General features: G+C 69.8%; 16 protein-coding genes. 14 read left to right on the top strand and 2 right to left on the bottom strand.

The features are described from left to right. Positions 1–206 precede the first annotated feature (206 nt). The 7 genes from ABN028_RS21240 to ABN028_RS21210 all read left to right on the top strand — a co-directional run bounded on the left by ABN028_RS21240 (position 207) and on the right by ABN028_RS21210 (position 8,472). Complete coding sequence (locus ABN028_RS21240; protein WP_349697836.1) at positions 207–1,760, top strand: Hsp70 family protein; 1,554 nt, start codon at positions 207–209, stop codon at positions 1,758–1,760. 12 nt (positions 1,761–1,772) lie between these two features. Next, the gene (locus tag ABN028_RS21235; protein ID WP_349697835.1) at positions 1,773–2,756 is read left to right on the top strand and encodes a tetratricopeptide repeat protein; all 984 of its coding nucleotides are present in this window, start codon (positions 1,773–1,775) and stop codon (positions 2,754–2,756) included. 102 nt (positions 2,757–2,858) lie between these two features. After that, positions 2,859–4,826, top strand: a complete 1,968-nt coding sequence (thrS, locus tag ABN028_RS21230; RefSeq protein WP_349697834.1) for a threonine--tRNA ligase — start codon at positions 2,859–2,861, stop codon at positions 4,824–4,826. Between the two features lie 11 nt (positions 4,827–4,837). Further along, complete coding sequence (locus ABN028_RS21225) at positions 4,838–5,380, top strand: GNAT family N-acetyltransferase (protein ID WP_349697833.1); 543 nt, start codon at positions 4,838–4,840, stop codon at positions 5,378–5,380. Next, positions 5,377–6,318 (top strand): carbohydrate kinase family protein, encoded by a 942-nt coding sequence (locus ABN028_RS21220; RefSeq protein WP_349697832.1) that lies wholly within the window; start codon positions 5,377–5,379, stop codon positions 6,316–6,318. Before ABN028_RS21225 ends, ABN028_RS21220 begins: the two co-directional genes overlap by 4 nt. Before the next feature lie 138 nt (positions 6,319–6,456). Then, positions 6,457–7,863, top strand: a complete 1,407-nt coding sequence (gene sthA, locus ABN028_RS21215; RefSeq protein WP_349330657.1) for a Si-specific NAD(P)(+) transhydrogenase — start codon at positions 6,457–6,459, stop codon at positions 7,861–7,863. A gap of 63 nt (positions 7,864–7,926) precedes the next feature. After that, a complete protein-coding gene (locus tag ABN028_RS21210) occupies positions 7,927–8,472 on the top strand; it encodes an HIT family protein (RefSeq protein WP_349697831.1) in 546 nt (181 codons plus the stop codon). A 30-nt stretch (positions 8,473–8,502) separates the two neighbouring features. Here the strand turns inward: ABN028_RS21210 and ABN028_RS21205 are convergent, their stop codons facing one another. Both ABN028_RS21205 and ABN028_RS21200 read right to left on the bottom strand, forming a co-directional pair. After that, positions 8,503–9,465 (bottom strand): acetylxylan esterase, encoded by a 963-nt coding sequence (locus ABN028_RS21205; RefSeq protein ID WP_349330655.1) that lies wholly within the window; start codon positions 9,463–9,465, stop codon positions 8,503–8,505. 302 nt (positions 9,466–9,767) lie between these two features. Beyond that, the gene (locus ABN028_RS21200; RefSeq protein ID WP_349330654.1) at positions 9,768–11,936 is read right to left on the bottom strand and encodes an elongation factor G-like protein EF-G2; all 2,169 of its coding nucleotides are present in this window, start codon (positions 11,934–11,936) and stop codon (positions 9,768–9,770) included. Positions 11,937–12,250: 314 nt separating this feature from the next. Between ABN028_RS21200 and pgsA the strand changes: the two genes are divergently transcribed. The 7 genes from pgsA (at position 12,251) to ABN028_RS21165 (ending at position 18,159) form a co-directional block, all read left to right on the top strand. Continuing rightward, positions 12,251–13,060 carry a phosphatidylinositol phosphate synthase gene (gene pgsA, locus ABN028_RS21195; RefSeq protein ID WP_349697830.1) on the top strand — a complete coding sequence of 270 codons (810 nt, stop codon included), beginning with the start codon at positions 12,251–12,253 and terminating at the stop codon, positions 13,058–13,060. Further along, complete coding sequence (locus ABN028_RS21190; protein WP_349697829.1) at positions 13,057–14,031, top strand: phosphatidylinositol mannoside acyltransferase; 975 nt, start codon at positions 13,057–13,059, stop codon at positions 14,029–14,031. Before pgsA ends, ABN028_RS21190 begins: the two co-directional genes overlap by 4 nt. Then, on the top strand, positions 14,028–15,158 hold the full coding sequence (locus tag ABN028_RS21185; protein ID WP_349697828.1) for a glycosyltransferase family 4 protein: 1,131 nt from the start codon (positions 14,028–14,030) through the stop codon (positions 15,156–15,158). Before ABN028_RS21190 ends, ABN028_RS21185 begins: the two co-directional genes overlap by 4 nt. After that, positions 15,155–15,685, top strand: coding sequence for a hypothetical protein (locus tag ABN028_RS21180; RefSeq protein WP_349330649.1), 531 nt, complete (start codon positions 15,155–15,157; stop codon positions 15,683–15,685). Before ABN028_RS21185 ends, ABN028_RS21180 begins: the two co-directional genes overlap by 4 nt. Before the next feature lie 98 nt (positions 15,686–15,783). Further along, positions 15,784–16,749: a pyridoxal 5'-phosphate synthase lyase subunit PdxS gene (pdxS, locus tag ABN028_RS21175; protein WP_349330648.1), complete on the top strand. Its 966-nt coding sequence runs from the start codon at positions 15,784–15,786 to the stop codon at positions 16,747–16,749. A 23-nt stretch (positions 16,750–16,772) separates the two neighbouring features. Further along, positions 16,773–17,381: a pyridoxal 5'-phosphate synthase glutaminase subunit PdxT gene (gene pdxT, locus ABN028_RS21170; protein ID WP_349330647.1), complete on the top strand. Its 609-nt coding sequence runs from the start codon at positions 16,773–16,775 to the stop codon at positions 17,379–17,381. 16 nt (positions 17,382–17,397) lie between these two features. Further along, entirely contained in the window at positions 17,398–18,159 is a 762-nt protein-coding gene (locus ABN028_RS21165) for a YebC/PmpR family DNA-binding transcriptional regulator (protein ID WP_349330646.1), read from the top strand. Positions 18,160–18,245: the final 86 nt, after the last annotated feature.

Raw genomic sequence — 18,245 nt, 5'->3', positions numbered from 1 at the left:
GCAGGTGCCTCACCGGCCGGACCGGGCTGTCACCCGCGGCGGTCCTGCCGAGCAGGGTCTCGTCCATGGACGAGAGCATCTCCTGCCCGACGGCCGGCCCGGCGCCCGGGTGTGGCCGTGGTGCCGCGCGGTTGCGTACGACCGCACGGTGGGGACGCTAAGGTCGGCGAAGGCGGGACCGTGCCGGCGGCGGGAGGAAAGCGCACGTGGGTCACACCATCGGGATCGACCTCGGGACGACGTACTCCGCGGCGGCACGGGTCAACGAGGCGGGACGACCCGAGCTGCTCGTCAACCGGGACGGCGACCGCCTCACCCCGTCGGTCGTGCTCTTCTCCGACGAGCAACCGATCGTCGGCACGATGGCCCTGCGTTCGGCCGCGACGTCACCCCTCGATGTGGTGCAGTTCGTGAAGCGGTCGATGGGCGACCCCGCGTGGCGGTTCGAGACCTCCGGCGGTGGTGCGTACCGGCCCGAGGAGATCTCGGCGATCATCCTCAAACGTCTCAAGGACGATGCCGAACTCGCCCTCGGCGGTGAGGTGACAGACGCGGTCATCACCGTTCCGGCGTACTTCGACGACGGTCCACGCCGCGCCACGATGGACGCCGGGCGGATCGCGGGTCTGAACGTCCGAAGGGTGTTGAACGAACCCACCGCGGCCGCGCTGGCCTACGGTGTCGAGCGCGAGATCAAGGGCACGGTTCTGGTCTTCGACCTCGGCGGCGGCACGTTCGACGTCACCGTGTTGTCGGTCGACGGAGCGGAGTTCGACGTTCTCGCGACGCATGGCGACCGCAACCTCGGCGGGTTCGACTTCGACAACCTGCTCATGCGGCTGCTCGACGAACGGTTCCGCGCGGCCGGCGGGCCGAGCCTGCTCGACGACCCGGAAGCCGAGTCGGACCTCCGGGAGAAGGCCGAGATCGCCAAGCGCAGCCTCACCACCGTCGAGCAGACCCGAGTCCTCCTGTCCGCAGGTGGCGTCTCCAAGGCCGTTCCGCTGACGCGGGCGGAGTTCGCGGAGGCGACCTCCAGCCTGATCAGCCGTACCCGCGACGTCGCCGAGATGGTGCTGGCAGACGCCGGCCGCGACTGGTCGAAGGTCGACCACGTCCTGCTGGCAGGCGGCTCGACGCGGATGCCGATGGTGCCGGCCATGCTCACCGCGGCGGGTGCCCCCGAGCCGGCCCGCGCCGTCAACCCCGACGAGGTGGTGGTGCTGGGCGCCGCCGTCCAGGCGCACCTGGTCGAGGCGGAAGCGGCGGCGAGCCTGCCCGAGCGGGCCGCCCGTCTCCCGGTGCTGGCGTCCTCGGTCGCGATGCCGCGCGTGCGGGACGTCACGTCGCAGGGCCTCGGCGCCATCGCGGTGCGGCGGGGTGGGCGGAGTGCCGACGATGTGGAGAACGTCGTGATCATCCCAGCGAACACCACGATCCCGGCGAGGCAGAGCCAGGTCTTCGAGACGATCGAGGCCAACCAGACCCGGCTCAAGGTCGAGGTGACCCAGGGCGACGACGACGATCCGGCATACGTCCGCGCGGTCGGGGAGCAGACCTTCGAGATCCCCGCCTATCCGGTAGGGGCGCCGTTCGAGGTCGTCTATGCGTACGACGTCGACCAGACGGTCTTCATCGAGGTCCACGACAAGACGTCCGGCCGGCAGATCGGCACGTTCCGGGTCACCAACGTCGCGACCATGCGGGACGCGGAGGTCGCGCAGGCGGCCGACCGGATGCGTCTCCTCGACATCAGCTGAGCCGGGCGCGCCATGCCGGTCGACGACTACTACGCACTCCTCGAGGTCGACACCGCGGCGACGCCGGAGGAGATCCGGGCGGCGATCACCGCCCAGCGGCGGATCTGGGTACGCCGGCAGTCCAGTCCCGACCCCGAACGCCGGGCACACGCCGAGCAGCGGGTGCGCGACATCGACTCGGCCGAGAAGATCCTGCTCGACCCGTTGACCCGCCAGGCCTACGACACCGCGCGGGTGGACGAACGGCGAGCGGCGAGACGCCCGCAGGCCCGGACCCGCGACGCCAGCGGTTCCCGGGGCGGCGACACCGAAGCGGACCTGGACCTGGCCGCGCACCTGCGCCGAGGAGAGGACTACGCAGACCAGGGCAGGTGGCGGCTTGCACAGGCCGAGTTCGAGTACGTCCGCGAGCGCGCCCCAGACGACCTGCGTGCCCTTGCCGGCCTCGGCGCCGTGCACGTCGGCGCCGGGCGCGTCAAGGAGGGCTTGACGCTGTTGGAGAAGGCGGTCGCCGAGCATCCGGACGACGAGGACGTCAGGATGACGTTGGCGACGGCGTTGTACGACGCGGCCCTCGCGGGCATCGGCGAGGCCGGTCAGGGGTACCGGCAGCGACTCCGGCCTGCGCGCCCGATGATCCACTCTCGCCGCCAGTTCCGCCTCGTGAGGGCGCATCGCCGCCGGATCAGGAAGCTGGAGCTGGCGGAGTGGCAGGCCAAGATGTACGTCGAGGACCTGACAGACCTCCTGGCCCAGGCCCGGAAACCGGTGTGGACCCGCAGCGACCACCTGAGGTTCTACGTGGTCCCGTTCGCCGGCGCGACCTTGCTCGCGTTCGTTCCGAGCATGGAGCAGCTGCGCCTCATGGGCGTGTTCTGGATGGTGGTGATCCTCGGGGTCTATGTCCTGCGCCACCGCCAGCCTGGCTGGAGGTATCACCGGCCGGGAGGCCGGCGTGGTCGCGGCGGGTCGTCCGGCGGCCTGTTCGGGCGGTGACCTCCGCGCTCGCTACGATCGGCGGAGTCGGCGCGACGTCCGCGTCCACACCACTGTCGACCATGGCCAGCCGGGCCTTGGCCGGGTTTGAGGGAGCTTCCCGTGTCCGAGATCAGTGTCAGCGTCGTCCGTACCGGCGAGCGTGCCGAGCGCGGGGTGACGACGGGCACGACCGCCGGGGAGTTGTTCGAAGGTGACCGCTCGGTGATCGCCGCCCGCGTCAACGGCGAGTTGCGCGATCTGGCCCGGGTGCTGTCCGAGGGTGACGAGGTGGAGCCGGTCGCGATCGAGTCCGAGGACGGTCGGGCGATCCTGCGGCACTCGACCGCCCATGTGCTGGCGCAGGCGGTGCAGGAGCTGTTCCCCGAGGCGAAGCTGGGCATCGGACCGCCGATCGAGAACGGCTTCTACTACGACTTCGATGTCCCGGCGGCGTTCCACCCCGACGACCTCGAACGCATCGAGATCCGGATGCGGCAGATCGTCAAGGAGCGCCAGCGGTTCTCGCGTCGTGCGGTCTCCGATGACGAGGCGCGCACCGAGCTGGCCGCCGAACCGTACAAACTGGAACTGATCGGGCTCAAGGGCGCGGCCGGCGGAGCCGCGGAAGGCGCGGGAGTCGAGGTCGGCGGCGGCGAGCTGACGATCTATGACAACCTCCGCGGCGACGAGCTGGCGTGGAAGGACCTCTGCCGCGGGCCGCACCTGCCGACGACCCGGCACATCCCGGCGTTCAAGCTGATGCGGGTGGCGGCGGCGTACTGGCGCGGCGACGAGCGCAACCCCCAGCTGCAGCGGATCTACGGCACCGCCTGGGAGACCAAGGACGCCCTCAAGGCGCACCTGACGATGCTCGAGGAGGCTGAGCGCCGCGACCACCGCCGGCTGGGTGTCGAGCTCGACCTGTTCAGCTTCCCCGAGGAGATCGGGTCCGGGCTCGCCGTCTGGCACCCCAAGGGCGGCACGATCCGCCGGGTGATGGAGGAGTACTCCCGGAAGCGGCACGAGGAGTCCGGCTACGAGTTCGTCTACACCCCGCACATCGCCAAGGAAGGGCTGTTCCAGACGTCGGGCCACCTCGAGTGGTACGCCGACGGGATGTACGCCCCGATGGAGGACGACGGGCAGAACTACTACCTCAAGCCGATGAACTGCCCGATGCACGTGATGATCTACCGCTCCCGCGGCCGGTCGTATCGCGAGCTTCCCCTGCGGCTGTTCGAGTTCGGCACGGTCTACCGCTATGAGAAGTCCGGCGTCGTCCACGGCCTGACCCGGGCCCGCGGCTTCACGCAGGACGACGCCCACATCTTCTGTACGCCCGAACAACTGCAGGACGAGCTGGCCTCGCTGCTGGCGTTCACCGTCGGTCTGCTGCGCGACTACGGTCTCACCGACTTCACGGCCGACCTGTCGACCCGGCCGGAGAAGTACGTCGGCGAGATCGAGCAGTGGAACACCGCCGAGGCGGCGCTGGAGGAGGCGCTCAAGAGGGCCGACATCCCCTACACGGTCGCCGAGGGGGAGGGCGCGTTCTACGCGCCGAAGATCGACGTCCACGTCAAGGACGCGATCGGGCGCAAGTGGCAGCTGTCGACGCTGCAGGTCGACTTCCAGCTGCCTGGACGGTTCGACATCGAGTACCAGTCCGCCGACGGCAGCCGGCAACGGCCGTACATGATCCACCGGGCGCTGTTCGGCTCGGAGGAGCGGTTCTTCGGGATCCTGCTCGAGCACTACGCCGGTGCCTTCCCTCCGTGGCTCGCGCCGGTGCAGGTGGTGCTCATCCCGATCGCCGAGCGGCACGAGGACTACCTTGCGCAGGTGGCCGAAAAGCTTGCCAGGCAAGGGATCCGGGCCGAGGTCGACCGGTCCGACGACCGGATGCAGAAGAAGATCCGGACGGCCCAGACCCACAAGGTGCCGTACATGCTCCTCGCCGGTGACCGCGACATCGAGGAGGGTGCGGTGTCGTTCCGCTACCGCGGCGGCGAGCAGAAGAACGGCGTCCCGATCGACGAGGCTGTCGCCGAGATCGCCTCCGCCGTCGAACGCCGCATCCAGCTCTGAGGGAGGAGCGAGTGTCCTCTTCGGCCGAACTCCAGCTTCTTCGCCACGACCATGCGCGGGCTCTGCTGGTCTTCGAACGGGAAAACCGGGACTACTTTGCCGCCTCGATTCCGGACCGCGGCGACGACTACTTCGCCCAGTTCGACGCACGACACCGCGAGCGGCTGAGTGAGCAGGCAGCCGGGCTGCTCTACTTCCACGTCCTCGTGGACAACGGCGAGGTGCTGGGTCGGGTCAACCTGGTCGACGTGGCGGAAGGCTCGGCCGAACTCGGGTACCGGATCGCCGAGAAGGCCGCCGGGCGGGGCCTGGCTACCCGCGCCGTCCATCAGGTGTGTGCCATGGCTGCCTCGGAGTACGGCCTGACCACGCTCAGGGCGAGGACCACGCTGGACAACGCCGCCTCGCGAGCCGTGCTGGCCCGCACCGGGTTCGTGTCCGTGGGCGAGACCATCCTGTCCGGCCGGCCGGGGCTTCGCTACACCCGGAACCTCGACCAAGGAGCGGTGTCGTTCCGCCCTCGTGGTGGCGAGCAGAAGAACGGCATGCCGTGACCACCATTGCCGTCGTGGGACACACGAACCTCGAGACGGCTGTGCACGTCGATCATCTCAAGGCGAGCGTGTCCGACAGCTTCCACGCTCATGCGTTGGCGACCACGGTGTCGGGTGTTGGTGTCAATGTCGCCGTGGCACTGCGCGGTCTCGGAAACGAGGTGCGCTTCGCGACGGTGATCGGTAGGGACACTCTCGGGTCGGCGTGTCTGGAGGAGTTCGCGACCCACGGGCTCGACCCGTCCTTCGTCGTCCGCGGAGTCCCCGCGACCGCGCAGTCGCTCAGCCGGTTCTACCGCGACGGCCTGCGCCGCAACCTCGTGGACCTCAAGGACGTCCAGGAGGCGACCTATCCGGACGATCTCCTTCCCGCGCTGTTCGACGGCGTCGACATCGCGGTGCTCACCAACATCGGCTACGCCCGACCGATGTTGGCGATGGCCCGCGAGCGCGGCATCCCGATCGCCACGGATGTCCATGCCGTCAAGGGGCTCTGGGATCCGTACAACCAGGACTGGTTGGCCGCCGCGGACGTCCTGTTCGCCTCCCAGGAACGCATCGACCTCACGCCGCGCGATTTCGTCAACGCTGCCTTGACACAACACCAGGCGTCCGTGGTCGTGCTCGGCATGGGCGGCAGCGGGTCCCTGCTGGGCGTAGCGGGCCAGGACATCGTCCACGTACCGCCCGCGCACACGAGACCCGTGGTCAACACGGTCGGCGCCGGCGACTCGTTGTTCAGCGCGTACGTCGACGGCTGGGGACGCGGCATGGAACCGCTGGCAGCCCTGCGCCGGGCGACACTCTTCGCGTCCTGGAAGATCGGTGCGTCCGGTGGCGCGGCCGGATTCCTCGACCGCGCGGGGCTGGACGCGCTGGTGGCTCAGCAGGAAGGGTCTTCCGCCGCCGATCGTCGGACCGGACGACCGGGGCCCTGAGCCTTTCGCCGCGCCGTGTATGTCGTTCTCTGGATCGACGCCAGCACGCTGCGGTAGGCAGGATGGGACGGCCAGTGGCGTCGACGAGGGAGCCTGTCGATGTCTGCGCAATGCGGTAGCCCCAGTCGAAGGAGCGGCATGGACGACTACGACCTTCTCGTCATCGGGTCCGGTCCGGGTGGGCAGAAGGCCGCCATCGCCGGCGCCAAACTCGGTAAGCGCACGGCGGTCATCGAGAAGCGGCACATGGTGGGCGGGGTCTGCATCAACACCGGCACGATTCCGTCGAAGACGCTCCGCGAGGCGATCCTCTACCTCACCGGCCTCAACCAGCGGGAGATGTACGGCGCGTCGTACCGGCTCAAGAACGACATCACGGTCGGCGACCTGTCCGCGCGCACCCAGCACGTGATCGGCCGGGAGATCGACGTGATCCGGGCCCAGCTGGCCCGCAACCGCGTCGAGATGCTGCTGGGAGAGGCCCGGTTCGTCGACCGGCACACGGTCGCCGTCACGGCGGCCGACGGGAGCATGCGTACGGTCACCGCCGGACGCATCGTCCTGGCGGTCGGCACGAGGCCGGCCCGACCGGAGTCGGTGGCGTTCGACGGGCGCACGATCGTCGACTCCGACCAGATCCTGCAGATGGACCGCATCCCGTCGTCGATGGTGGTCGTCGGTGCCGGGGTGATCGGGATCGAGTACGCATCGATGTTCGCCGCACTCGGCACCAAGGTCACCGTCGTCGAACGCCGGGAACGCATGCTGGACTTCTGCGACCTGGAGATCGTGGAGGCGCTCAAGTACCAGCTGCGCGATCTCGCGGTGACGTTCCGGTTCCGCGAGACGGTCGACAGGGTGGAGCGGCACGACTCCACCACCCTCACGGTGCTGGAGAGCGGCAAGCGGATCCCTGCCGACATGGTGATGTACTCCGCGGGCAGGCAGGGCGTCACCGATCCCCTCGACCTCGCCTGCGCCGGCCTCGAAGCCGACGATCGCGGCCGGATCAAGGTGGACGAGCACTTCCGTACCCAGGTGTCACACGTCTACGCGGTCGGTGACGTCATCGGCTTCCCGGCGTTGGCGGCGACCTCGATGGAGCAGGGCCGGCGCGCCGCCTACCATGCGTTCGACGAACCCGTGATCGGCCGGCTCGGCGAGTTGCAGCCGATCGGCATCTACGCCATCCCCGAGATCAGCTACGTCGGCAGGACCGAGGACGAGCTCACCCAGGACAACGTGCCGTTCGAGGTCGGCATCTCCCGTTACCGCGAGCTCGCCCGCGGCGCGATCCTCGGTGATTCGTACGGCATGTTGAAGCTCCTCGTCCACGCCGAGGACCGCACACTCCTCGGCGTCCACGTCTTCGGCACCGGAGCGACCGAGCTCGTCCACATCGGCCAGACCGTGATGGGCTGCGGGGGCACGATCGACTATCTCGTCGACACGGTCTTCAACTACCCGACACTCGCGGAGTCCTACAAGGTCGCCGCGCTGGACGCGATGAACAAGATGCGCGCCGTCGAACGCTTCCTCGACTGAGGCCGCCGCAGTCAGGAGCCTGCCCTGGCCGCGCGACCTCCCACCTTCCGTAGGATCGGGTGGGTGGAGGAGCCGGAACGCCAGGAGGGCGTGGGTACGCCGGACGCGTTCGAACGGCTGTGGACCCCGCACCGGATGGCCTACATCCTGGGCGAGAACAAGCCGCGCGGATCAGGAGCCGGCGACGGGTGCCCGTTCTGCGAGATCCCGGAGCACGACGACGCGGAGGGCCTCGTCGTGCGTCGAGGTGCGGTGACCTACGCCGTCCTCAACCTGTATCCGTACAACCCGGGCCACCTGATGATCTGCCCCTACCGCCACGTCGCCGACTACACCGACCTCACGCGCGAGGAGACGCTCGAGTTGGGGGAGCTGACCGGGCAGGCGATGACGGCGCTGCGTACCGCCTCCCACGCGGGAGGTTTCAACATCGGGATCAACCAGGGCCCGGTTGCCGGCGCCGGCATCGCGGCCCACCTGCACCAGCACGTGGTGCCCCGCTGGGGCGGCGACACGAACTTCATGCCGGTCGTGGGCCGGACCAAGGTCCTCCCGCAGCTCCTCCGGGACACCCGCGAGCTGGTCGCCGGCGCCTGGCCGGCCCCCTGACCGGACGTCCGTTCAGAAGCGGCCGCTGCTCTAGAGCTGGGACAGGAACGTGAAGATCGTGTCGCCGTGCCCAGGCAGCCCTTCGTGCTTGTAGTCGGGGTAGATCCGCAGTTCCTTCGTACTCGTGATCTTGTTGTACGCGGCGAACTGGGTCGACGGCGGGCACACCGTGTCGCCGAGCCCCACACCCATCAGCACCTCGGCGCGCACCCGTGAGGACAGGTGTTGGACGTCGATGTAGCCGAGGTTGGTGAAGACCTCCTTCTCCCGCTCGTGCAGCGGGTCGAAGCGCCGGAACCATTCATAGATCTCGGCGTAGGCGTCCTTGGCCAGGTCGAGCTCCCACACCCGCTGGTAGTCACTGAGGAACGGATAGACCGGAGCCGCCTTGGCGATCCGCGGCTCCAGTGACGCGCAGGCGAGGGTGAGGCCGCCGCCCTGGCTTCCGCCCGTAGCGCCGACCCGCGCCTCGTCGACGTCCTCCATGTCCATGACCACGCGGGCGAGGAGAGCCGTGTCGAGGTAGACGTGGCGGTAGTAGAGCTTGCTCGGGTCGTCGTCGAGGCCCCGGACGATGTGGCCCCGCAGGGTCCAGCCGGTGACGCCGCCGAGGTCCTCGGAGAGCCCGCCCTGGCCCCGGCAGTCCAGTGCCGCGACGGTGAAGCCCAGACCGACCCAACTCAACAGGTCCGACCAGTCCGGAGAGCGGCCCGAGTATCCGTGGAAGTGCACGACCGCCGGGTGAAGTGGAGCGGCGTTCTTGGGCCGGAGGAGCTTGGCGTGGACGCGGGCGCCGCCGGTGCCGCGGAACCACAGGTGGAAGCACTCGGCGAACGGTGCCTGGAAGGCGGCGGGCTCGAGCTCCGCCTTGGGATCGATCGCGTCCAGCTCGGCGAGGGAGGCATCCCAGTACGCGTCGAAGTCGGCGGGACGAGGGTTGGTGCCCTGGTAGGTCGCGAGCTTCTCGCGCGGCATATCGAAGGTCAGTGGCATGCGGCGGATCCTCCCTGGTGGAGTCGTACGGTCGCAGCTGGCGGACGGACCGGCGTTCAGGAGCGTAGCCAGCGCCACGGGTCCGGGTCGCCGAGGCTTCCTCACCCGGCCACAACGCGGGGTGTACGCAGCTGCCTGCGAAGGCAGGCGTCGAAAGGAGGACCTGGAGCCCGAGAAGCCGTAGCCGGGTGCCGTTGTGGCTTCGACCCGACGACTGGGACGGGGCGGCCAGGAACGACCGCCCCGCCGCGGATCCAGGACTGTGTCCGACCGTCAAGAGAGCGGCGGCCGGGCCGACCGCCTCAGCCGTCGTCGCCGGCCTGAGCGTCCCTGAGTCGCTGGGCGACGTTTGCCGGCATGGGCTCGTAGTGGACGAACTTCCGGGTGAACGTCCCAGTGCCGTGGGACATCGAGCGCAGGTCGTTGGCGTACTTCGTGATCTCGACCTGAGGGACCTCGGCCTTGACCAGCGTGCGGCCCTGGCCCACCGGCTCGGTGCCGAGCACGCGCCCACGCCTGCTGGACAGGTCACCCATCACCGTGCCCACATAGTCGTCGGAGACCAGTACCGACAGCAGGTCGACGGGTTCGAGCAGGTTCACGGTGCCGTTCTTCGCCGCCTCGCGCAGCGCCAGCGAACCCGCCGTCTGGAACGCCATGTCGGAGGAGTCGACGCTGTGTGCCTTGCCGTCGTACAACGTCACGCGGATGTCGACGACCGGGTAGCCCGCCGCGACGCCGCGTTCCATCTGCGCGCGGAGCCCTTTCTCCACACTCGGGATGAACTGCCGCGGTACGGCACCGCCGACCACCTTGTCGACGAACTCGAATCCGGACCCCTCCGGCAGCGGCTCGACCTCGACGTCGCACACGGCGTACTGGCCGTGCCCGCCGCTCTGTTTGACGTGCCGCCCCTTGCCGGTCGCCTTCCTGCCGAACGTCTCCCGCAGGGGGACCCGCAGCGGTACCTGGTCGACCTGGACGGAGTAGCGGTTGGCCAGGCGGTCGAGCGCGACGTCGGCGTGGGCTTCGCCCATGCACCACAGGACCAGCTGGTGGGTCTCGGCGTTGTGCTCGATCCGCAGCGTCGGGTCCTCCGCAGCGAGCCGGGAGAGCCCGAGTGACAGCTTGTCCTCGTCGGCCTTGGCGTGCGCGGTGACGGCGATCGGGAGCAGCGGCTCGGGCATGGTCCAGGGCTTCATCAGCAGCGGCTGGTCCTTGGACGAGAGCGTGTCGCCGGTCTCGGCCCTGGTCAGCTTCCCGATGGCGCAGATGTCTCCTGCCACGCAGCGGTTCAGGGTCCGCTGGGTCTTCCCCAGCGGGGAGGAGAGGGTGCCGACCTTCTCGTCGGCGTCGTGGTCCTCGTGCCCGCGGGCGTCGTCGACGAACGCCGAGAGGTGGCCGGACACGTGCAGCGTGTCGTCGGGCCGGATCGTTCCGGAGAAGACCCGGACCAGGCTGATCCGGCCGACGTACGGATCGGAGAAGGTCTTGACCACCTCGGCGAGCAGCGGACCGTCGGGATTGCAGGTGAGCTTGTCGACTGCCTTGCCCTGCGGGGTGTAGACCTCGGGGAGCGGGTGTTCCATCGGCGACGGGAAGGCGCTCGTCATCACCTCGAGCAGTTCGGCGGTGCCGACACCGGTGGAGGAACACACGGGAACGACCGGGAAGAACGACGCGTGGGCCACGGCCTTCTCCAGGTCGTCGACCAACAGCTTGCCGTCGATCTCCTCCCCGCCGAGGTAGCGGTCCATGAGGCTCTCGTCCTCGGACTCCTCGATGATCCCCTCGATCAGGGTGCCGCGGGCCTCCTCGGCCTCGTCGGCGTAGGTCTCACTCGGCTGGCCTTCGGCCCTGCTTCCCGAGGAGTAGTCGAAGAGCTTCTCCGACAGCAGTCCGATCAGGCCGCTGATCTCACCCTGGCCGTCGACGGGGAGGTAGAGGGGCAGGACCTTCTCCCCGAACGCGGCCTGTGCCTGGCTCAGTACGCCGGCGTAGTCGGCTCGGGGATGGTCCAGCTTGGTGAACACGACGGCGCGAGGCATGCCGACCGCGGCACACTCGTGCCAGAGCGCCTGGGTGGCGCCGTCGATCCCCTCACTGGCGGCGATGACGAAGAGGGCGCAGTCCGCGGCGCGTAGACCGGCGCGGAGCTCTCCCACGAAATCGGCATAACCAGGCGTATCGAGCAGGTTGACCTTGATTCCCCCGTGCGTCAGAGGGGAGAGCGACAAGCCGATGGAGCGCTGCTGGCGGTGCTCGACTTCGTCGAAGTCGCTGACCGTCGCGCCGTCCTCCACGCGTCCCGCCCGGGCGATCGTGCCGGTCGTGGCGAGCAACGCCTCCACGAGCGTGGTCTTTCCGGATCCGGATGGGCCGACCAGGGCGATGTTGCGGACGACATCGGGCCGGTCGGCCGTGGGTGCCGTGACGGCCGCTCCACCGGGGGTCAGGTGCTTTTCAGCCATGGGCGTCGCCTCCTTGCGCGCGCAAGCGAAAGCCGGACGCGCCCGGACAGTCGGCCGCCGAGGGTGTTGACTTCTGACCTCGGCGGCGCTACGCCACCGAAGGCCACCTCACTGCAGGTGGTTCGAGCGGGCGGCGCCCTGACATCTGACTATCCACCATTCACCCAGGCCTGACCGCGGCACAAGTACTTCGCGCGTGTTGACGGAACTGGCCCGCCGGATGAACGTCTCGTGCCGGGATCCCGAACGACCAGATTCGCGACCGGGTTGGCTGCCCGGCCTGTTCACCCTGGGACCTGCGGCACGCCGGAGGGATGACCATCCGTCCGGTGCCGTCCTGGTGCTCCAGTAGCATCGCCGCGACGAGCCGAGCCCCGAAGAGCGGCGATCACCTCATGTTGCGACGGTTCCACCAGTTCTGGATACGACTGCTGACGCCCGTGGCGCGCCTTTTCCTCCGAGTAGGAATCGGGCCCGACATCGTCACCCTTGTCGGCACCCTCGGTGTGTGTGTGGGCGCCCTGGGCTTCTACCCGCGGGGTGAGCTCTTCTGGGGGACGATCGTCGTCACGGCGTTCGTGTTCTCCGACATGGTCGACGGCCTGATGGCGCGGATGTCCAACCGCTCGTCGAAGTGGGGCGCCTTCCTCGACTCCACTCTCGACCGGGTGGGCGACGCCGCGGTCTTCGGCGGGCTCGCCCTCTGGTACGCCGGCGGCGGAGAGAGCTACGTGTTCGCCTGCCTGGCGTTGTACGACCTGGTGATGGGCAGCGTGACGTCCTACGCCAAGGCCCGGGCCGAGAGCCTGGGGCTCAAGGCCGACGTCGGCATCGCCGAGCGGGCGGACCGGCTGGTCGCGGTCCTGGTGGCGACCGGGCTGTCCGGTCTGGGCGTCCCGCTGGTGCTGCCCCTGGTGCTGGGCGTCCTCGCGGTGGCGAGCACGGTGACCGTGATCCAGCGGGTCGGCGCCGTACGCCGGCAGGTTCGGGCGGACGAGGCTGCCGCCGGCCCGCCCGCCGAGTCGGGTGGACCGCCAGCGGCCGAACCCTCCTCCGGACCGCCCCCTGGCCCGTCCACCGGGCCGTCCGGGCCGTCCGAGCCGTCTGAGCGGGAGAGCCGGTGAGGGTGGCCGGGCGGGCAGCGGATCACACCAGGGGACGCGGCGGATTGGTGCGCCTCACCGACCACGTGGTCAGCTCCGCCTACTCCGTCGGTTGGGCCGTGTTGCGCCGCCTGCCCGGGCCGGCGGCCTTCGGGCTGCTGCGGCTCCTGGCCGACCTGGCCTGGCTGCGGCGTACCCGTGGCGTACGCCAGCTCCAGCGCAACCTCGCCCGCGTCCGGCCCGACGCGGGTGAGGCGGAGTTGCGGGCGCTGACCCGCGCCGGCATGCGGTCGTACTTCCGGTACTGGTGTGAGGCGTTCCGGCTGCCCGACATGCGTCCCGACGACATCCGCCAGTCGGTCGTCACGCACGGAGGCGAGGCATTCTGGACCGCCGTCCACAGCGGCCGGGGTGTCGTGGCCGCCCTGCCGCACATGGGCAACTGGGACTTCGCCGGGGCCTGGGCGAGTACGCATGGAACGCGGATGACGACAGTCGCCGAACGGGTACGCCCCGAGCGGTTGTTCGACCGGTTCGTCGCCTACCGGGCGGCGCTCGGCATCGAGGTGCTCCCCGCGACGGGCGGTCCCGACCCCATGCAGGGGCTCACCGAACGCCTGCGGGACGGCGGCCTCGTGGTCCTGGTCGCTGACCGGGACCTGTCCACGCGAGGTGTCGAGGTGAGCTTTTTCGGGGAGCAGACCAGGATGCCCGCCGGACCTGCCGCCCTCGCCGTGCGTACCGGTGCCGTCCTCATCCCGGTGACCCTGTGGTACGACGGACCTCGGATGCACATCCACTTCCACGACGCACTGGAGAAGCCGGCCGGGTCCCGGCCGGCGATCCGTACGCTCACCCAGCAGATCGCCGACACGTTCGCGGCCGGCATCGCCGAGCATCCGGAGGACTGGCACATGCTGCAGCGGCTCTGGATCGCCGACCTCACCCGCGACCACCAAGCCGCGCTCGCGGGGGACCGGGTAGCGAGGTGAGGGTCGGGATCGTCTGCCCCTACTCCCTCGACGTCCCCGGCGGGGTCCAGAACCATGTGCGCGACCTCGCCGAGGTGCTCATCGAGATGGGGCACCAGGTGTCGGTGCTCGCTCCGGCCGACGACGACACGCCTGTCCCGGCCTACGTCGTACCGGCCGGGCGGGCCGTGCCCGTGCCCTACAACGGCTCGGTGGCCCGGCTGGCGTTCGGGCCGCTCTCGGCGGCACGGGTCAGGCGCTGGATCCGCGACGGCGAGTTCGACGTTCTCCACATCCACGAGCCGGCCACGCCGTCACTGTCGCTGCTCGCCCTGTGGGCGGCGACCGGCCCGATCGTCGGGACGTTCCACACGGCGATGCCCCGGTCGCGGGTCATGAGTGCCGCCTCGTCGATCCTGCGTCCGGCCCTGGAGAAGATCAGCGCGCGGATCGCGGTGAGCGAGCCGGCAAGGGCCACCCTCGTCCAGCACCTCGGTGGAGAGCCGGTGGTGATCCCGAACGGGTTGTTCGTCGAGCGGTTCGCCGCTGCCCGGCCGCGCGCGTCCTGGCGGGCAGGCGGCGACGGCACGTTGTCGTTCCTGGGCCGGCTGGACGAACCCCGTAAGGGACTTGCCGTCCTGCTCCGGGCGTTCCCGGCAATCTGGCGCGAACGACCGGGCGTGCGGTTGCTCGTCGCCGGCCGCGGTGATGTCGATGAAGCTCGGGGGACGCTCCCGCCCGAGTGCCGCGACGCGGTGACGTTCCTCGGCATGGTCGACGACCCTGAGAAGGCGGAGATGTTCGCCAGCTCCGACGTCTACGTAGCGCCGCAGACCGGCGGCGAGTCGTTCGGCATCGTCCTGGTGGAGGCCATGGCCGCGGGCGCACCCGTGCTCGCCAGCGATCTCGACGCGTTCCGCATGGTGGTCGAGGGCGGGGATCTGGGCCGGCTCTTCGACGTGGGTGACGCCCCTGCCCTCGCGAGGGAGGCCCTCACGCTGCTGGGCGACGCGGCCGAGCGGGACCGGCTGCGGGCCGCCGCCCGGCTCGCGGTCCGCCGCTATGACTGGAGCAGTGTCGCGAAGGAGATCCTCGCCGTGTACGAAATGGTCGCGGAGGGTCCTGCCGGCGTGAGCGAGGCGCGATGAACTGGCCGTACGTCGCCGTCATCGTCGTCGCGGTCATCGGGGTCTACCTCTCCTGGACCGCTGGCCGCGTCGACCGGCTGCACACCCGGCTCGACGCCGCCCGGGCGGCCCTGGAGGCGCAGCTGTTCCGCCGTTCGGCAGTCGCGCTTGAGGTCGCCACCTCGGGGATGCTCGATCCGGCGACCTCGCTGCTGGTGGCCGACGCCGCGCACCGCGCCCGCGCGAGCGGGGAGGAGGACCGTGAGGCGCGGGAGTCGGACCTTTCCAAAGCGCTCGTCGCGGCGTTCCCGGAGTCCGAGGGCACCCGCGAGCTCGCCGGACAGCCCGGCGCGGGGGAGTTGCTGGCGGAGCTGGGCGCGGCGTGCCGGCGGGTGGATATGGCCCGCCGATTCCACAACGACACCGTGGCGACCACTCGGGCGCTCCGCCGCCGCTGGCGGGTCCGATGGTTCCGGCTCGCCGGGCGGGCGGCCATGCCCGAAACCGTCGAGTTGGACACGACCGCCCCCGCCGGCCTCCCGGTCTGAGGAAGCCACTCGGCTCGAACTGGCTATGGAACATGGTGCCAGTCGGGGCTCTACGATGGGGGTGCCGTTCGTACCGCTTTCCAGCTTCGAGGTAGACCGTGACCGAATCCCAGTTCCCCCCGCCCACCCCGACGACCAGTGCCGCCACAGGTCCCGGCGCACCCGCCGGCAACGGCCACGGTCCGGTCACCGGGACGGCCCGGGTCAAGCGTGGCATGGCGGAGATGCTCAAAGGCGGCGTGATCATGGACGTCGTCACCCCCGAGCAGGCCAAGATCGCCGAGGACGCCGGTGCCGTGGCGGTGATGGCGTTGGAGCGCGTACCCGCCGACATCCGCGCACAGGGCGGCGTCGCGCGGATGAGTGACCCGGACATGATCGACGGGATCGTGAGTGCCGTCTCCATCCCGGTCATGGCCAAGGCACGGATCGGGCATTTCGTCGAGGCCCAGCTGCTGCAGGCGATCGGCGTCGACTACATCGACGAGTCCGAGGTGCTCACTCCGGCCGACGAGACGCACCACATCGACAAGTGGGCGTTCACCGTGCCGTTCGTGTGCGGCGCGACGAACCTGGGGGAGGCGTTGCGGCGGCTGTCCGAAGGCGCGGCGATGATCCGCTCCAAGGGGGAGGCCGGCACCGGCAACGTGGTCGAGGCCACCCGGCACATGCGCCAGATCCGCAGCGAGATCCGCCGGCTCACGACCCTCGGCGAGGAGGAGCTCTTCGCCGCGGCGAAGGATCTGCGGGCACCGTACGAACTGGTCAAGGAGGTAGCTGGCCTCGGCAAGCTGCCGGTCGTCCTCTTCACCGCGGGCGGGATCGCCACGCCGGCCGACGCGGCGATGATGCGCCAGCTCGGCGCCGAGGGTGTCTTCGTCGGCTCCGGAATCTTCAAGTCCGGTGACCCGGCCAAGCGGGCCGCGGCCATCGTGCAGGCGACGACCTTCTACGACGACCCCGACGTGATCGCCAAGGTGTCCCGGGGCCTCGGCGAGGCGATGGTGGGCATCAACGTCGCCGAGCTACCGGAGAGCGCCCGGCTCGCCACCCGGGGTTGGTGACCGCCGGCCCGTAGGGTTGACGAGTGGTCAGCACACCGGTCATCGGCGTCTTCGCCCTCCAGGGCGATGTCCGCGAGCACCATCGGATCCTCTCGGCGCACGGCGCGGAGACCGTTGACGTACGCCGTCCCCAGGAGCTCCTGGCCGTGGACGGGCTCGTCATCCCGGGCGGCGAGTCGACCACGATGATCAAGCTGGCGGCGACGTTCGAGCTGCTGGAGCCGCTGCGCAAACGGATCGCTGCGGGCATGCCGGTCTTCGGCACCTGCGCGGGCATGATCATGCTCGCCGACCGGATCCGCGACGGCGCGCCCGGCCAGGAGACCGTCGGCGGGATCGACATGACCGTCCGAAGGAACGCCTTCGGCCGGCAGGTCGACTCGTTCGAGGCGGACGTGGAGTTCGCAGATCTGGACGGTGCGTTCCATGCGGTGTTCATCCGCGCGCCCTGGGTCGAGAGCGTCGGCCCGGGCTGTCAGGTACTCGCCCGGGTCGCCTCCGGCCCCGCCCTGGGTAGGATCGTCGCGGTCCGCCAGGGTCACCTGCTCGCGACGGCCTTCCATCCGGAGCTGACCGGCGACGACCGCGTCCACCGATACTTTGTCGAGCTGACCACCGCGTCTTCGGCGTGAAGGAGGCCTACCCGCCATGTCCGGTCATTCCAAGTGGGCAACCACGAAGCACAAGAAGGCCGTGATCGACGCCAAGCGGGGCAAGCTCTTCGCGAAGCTGATCAAGAACGTCGAGGTCGCAGCGAGGGTCGGCGGCGGCGATCCGGCCGGCAACCCGACCCTCTTCGACGCCATCCAGAAGGCCAAGAAGTCCTCGGTCCCCAACGACAACATCGACCGTGCGGTCAAGCGTGGCTCGGGTCTGGAGGGCGGCGGTGCCGACTATCAGACGATCATGTACGAAGGGTACGGACCCGCCGGCGTGGCCATCCTGATCGAGTGCCTCACCGACAACCGCAACCGGGCGGCGGGCGAGGTCCGCACCGCCACCACGCGCAACGGCGGCTCGATGGCCGACGCGGGCAGTGTGTCGTACATGTTCAGCCGGCGCGGCGTCATCGTCCTCCCTCGTGAACAGGACGGCAAGGCGCTCACCGAGGACGACGTACTCCTCGCCGTGCTCGACGCCGGTGCCGAGGAGGTCAACGACCTCGGCGAGGCGTTCGAGGTGATCTCCGAGCCGTCGGACCTGGTGGCGGTCCGCACGGCCCTGCAGGACGCCGGCATCGACTACGAATCGGCCGAAGCGAGCTTTGTCCCGAGTGTGACCGTTCCGCTCGACGAGGACACCGCGCCCAAGGTGTTCCGGCTCGTCGAGGCGCTCGAGGACTGCGACGACGTGCAGAACGTCTACGCCAACTTCGACGTGTCCGACGACATCATGGAGAAGGTCGGCTAGCGACGGGTTCGCGTGGTTCGCCGGACTCGGGCATTGGCGACTCGCCATCAGCGTGGCGTGGCGTGCGCCGGACATAGCCGTCGCGG

This window comes from Actinopolymorpha sp. B17G11 (genome assembly GCF_040196095.1).
Lineage (GTDB): Bacteria > Actinomycetota > Actinomycetes > Propionibacteriales > Actinopolymorphaceae > Thermasporomyces.
The sequence above is the reverse complement of the archived record's forward strand: the minus strand, read 5'-3'. Positions and strand labels throughout refer to the sequence as shown.